We start from the raw sequence: 2525 nt of genomic DNA, 5'->3' as shown, positions 1-2525 counted from the left end.
AATATATTATAATGGAAGAATATCTAAAAATAGAAGAAAAAATAAACCAAGATTTCATCACTTTAAAATCGAAAAAGAATAAAATAAGCAATGTAAGGCTTCTGTCGTTTATTAGTTCACTTGTGTTTTTCTCGCTTTATGTTACTTCAAGTAATGATTTATATTTAATTATTTCTACAATATTATTTGTGGTTTTCATCATTTTGGTGGTAATTACTTCCAGGATTTCTACTCAACTTACCTATTTTACACAAGCTTTAGAAATAATTTCACAACTAAAAACTGATGATTCTATCGATCAATTTGTTGAAGATAATTCTAAATTCAATAATGTTTACAACAAAGATTTAGATATTTTAGAAGGTAATTCAATCTTTAATCGAATCAATAAAACACAAACGCGAATCGGTAGTTTACAATTGAAATATTATTTATCGAATTTAATTTTAGACAAAACCGAAATTATAGAACGTCAAAACGCTTTTACAGAATTAGCTGAAAAAAGAGATTGGATTGTGACATTTTTGACATTTATGAAACGATTAAAAATGAATCAATCTTCTATTTTTGTTTTTGAAAATCGTGTATTTAACAATCAGTTTTTGAAAGTTATTCCAAGTGTTGTTTCTGCCATCAATATCCTTTGTTTTGTCTATTTGGCTTTCATTGGTTTTCCAAAAGTAATAGTTTTTTATTGGATATTAACCGCTGTATTCGTTTCGAGTGCAATTACGTTTGTCTACAAAAAACAACTAAAACGAGTGGCTGCATACACCACAATGAAAGCAGATGAATTGGATAATTTATACGAAGTTTGTAAACATATAGAGGATGAAATTTTTCAATCGAAACTAAACTCAGAAATACAAGCAACGTTTAAAAATCCAACTAAATCATCTTCATTAATTAAAACCATTTCTTCGACCAAAGAAACCTTAGATGCAGCTAATTTTCCAATTGTTGGTTTTGTATTAAATACTTTTTTCTTGTGGCGATTAAATTATTCAATAAAATTTGAAAATGAAGTTCAAAAAACTGTTCATCAAATCAAACCTTGGTTAGATGAATTGGCTAAATTAGAGGCTTTTGTTTCGTTTGCTTTATTTAATGATAAGTTTAAATCTTTTACTTTTCCAACTATTGCAGATGAACCTTATGAATTAAAAATATACAATGGTTTTCATCCATTATTGAATGAAGAAACTGTTGTTAAAAATGATTTTGAGACAAATCGTCCAAATAATATTGCAATTATAACGGGAGCAAATATGGCTGGAAAAAGTACGTTTCTTCGTACAATTGGAACAAATTTAGTACTGGCTATGAACGGTTTAAAAGTAAGTGCAAATAAAATGTCATTTTACCCAATGGATTTATTTACAAGTATCCGTACAGCAGATAATTTGTCTTCAGGTGATTCTTATTTTAAAAATGAAATCAATAAATTGAAAATTTTAATTGATCGATTGGAGGATAATCAACCGCAAATTATTATTCTGGATGAGATTTTGAAAGGGACCAATTCAGAAGATAAATTGATTGGTTCGCAAAAATTTTTGGAAAAGCTTATTCAATCTCCAACGAAATTAATAGGTTTTATCGCAACACACGATTTAGAATTAACGAAAATGGAAAACGATAATCCTGCTCATATTATCAATTATTGTTTTGAATTGAAAAACATTGATAACAATTATTTTTCGGATTACAAATTAAGAAAAGGCACTACCAAAATGATGAATGCCATTTTCTTAATGAAACAATATAAAATTATTGATTAGCATAAATCTATTTCAAATCAATAATATAGGCTGCATTTATTTGTTTAAAATCATCAACTATCGAATTTGCTTTTTCTAAATTTTGATTTTTAGAATTGACACTTTTATAACCTAAACAATAGAGGTTTGCGCAAAATGCAGCTTCAACTCCGTTTGTAGAATCTTCGATAACAATGCACTCGTCATGTTCTGATTTGGCTATTTCAGCCGCATGTAAAAAAATAGCTGGATCAGGTTTTGATTTAGGAAAGTTTTCACCCGATATTTTATGTGAAAAATATTGATCCAATTGAAAACGACTAAACACACGATCAATCGTACTTTTTGATGCAGACGAAGCTAAGATTAATTCAATTTTATTAGCATACAAATCTTTAATCAACTCTTCTACTCCATCTATTAAATACAAATCAGGTTTTGTATCAAAAGCTTCATTAAAAATCGCTCGTTTCCTCAAAACTAAATCATTTACTTCTTCTTTCAAATCAAACTTATCTTTTAAAATTTGATACACATTTTTTGTCGATTGACCGGTAAAAGTTGCAAATAATTCTTCTGTTACTGGAATATTCAATTCTTTATAATGTTCGAAATAAGCGTATTTGTGTACAGGTTCTGTATCGACAATTACACCATCCATATCGAAAATTACTGTTTTAATCATTGTTGTTTTGTTTGTACAAAATTAGCTGTTTAATAGAGATGAATGTAATTTATCTAATTTTAGAATGATTTTAAATTAAG

At 27.6% G+C, this 2525-nt stretch carries 2 protein-coding genes; one reads left to right on the top strand and one right to left on the bottom strand.

Annotated elements, in window-relative coordinates; translation table 11 throughout:
- Positions 1-1781, top strand: a 1781-nt coding sequence (locus Q0616_RS11460; RefSeq protein ID WP_298777033.1) for a hypothetical protein, incomplete at its 5' end; no start/stop codon positions are given.
- A 7-nt stretch (positions 1782-1788) separates the two neighbouring features.
- Here Q0616_RS11460 and Q0616_RS11455 read toward each other — a convergent pair.
- Positions 1789-2445 (bottom strand): HAD-IA family hydrolase, encoded by a 657-nt coding sequence (locus Q0616_RS11455; RefSeq protein ID WP_298777032.1) that lies wholly within the window; start codon positions 2443-2445, stop codon positions 1789-1791.
- Positions 2446-2525 lie beyond the last annotated feature (80 nt).

Origin of the sequence: uncultured Empedobacter sp. (assembly GCF_937930195.1) — a bacterium.
Classification (GTDB): Bacteria; Bacteroidota; Bacteroidia; order Flavobacteriales; family Weeksellaceae; genus Empedobacter; species Empedobacter stercoris.
This window is presented reverse-complemented; position numbering and strand designations above follow the sequence as displayed.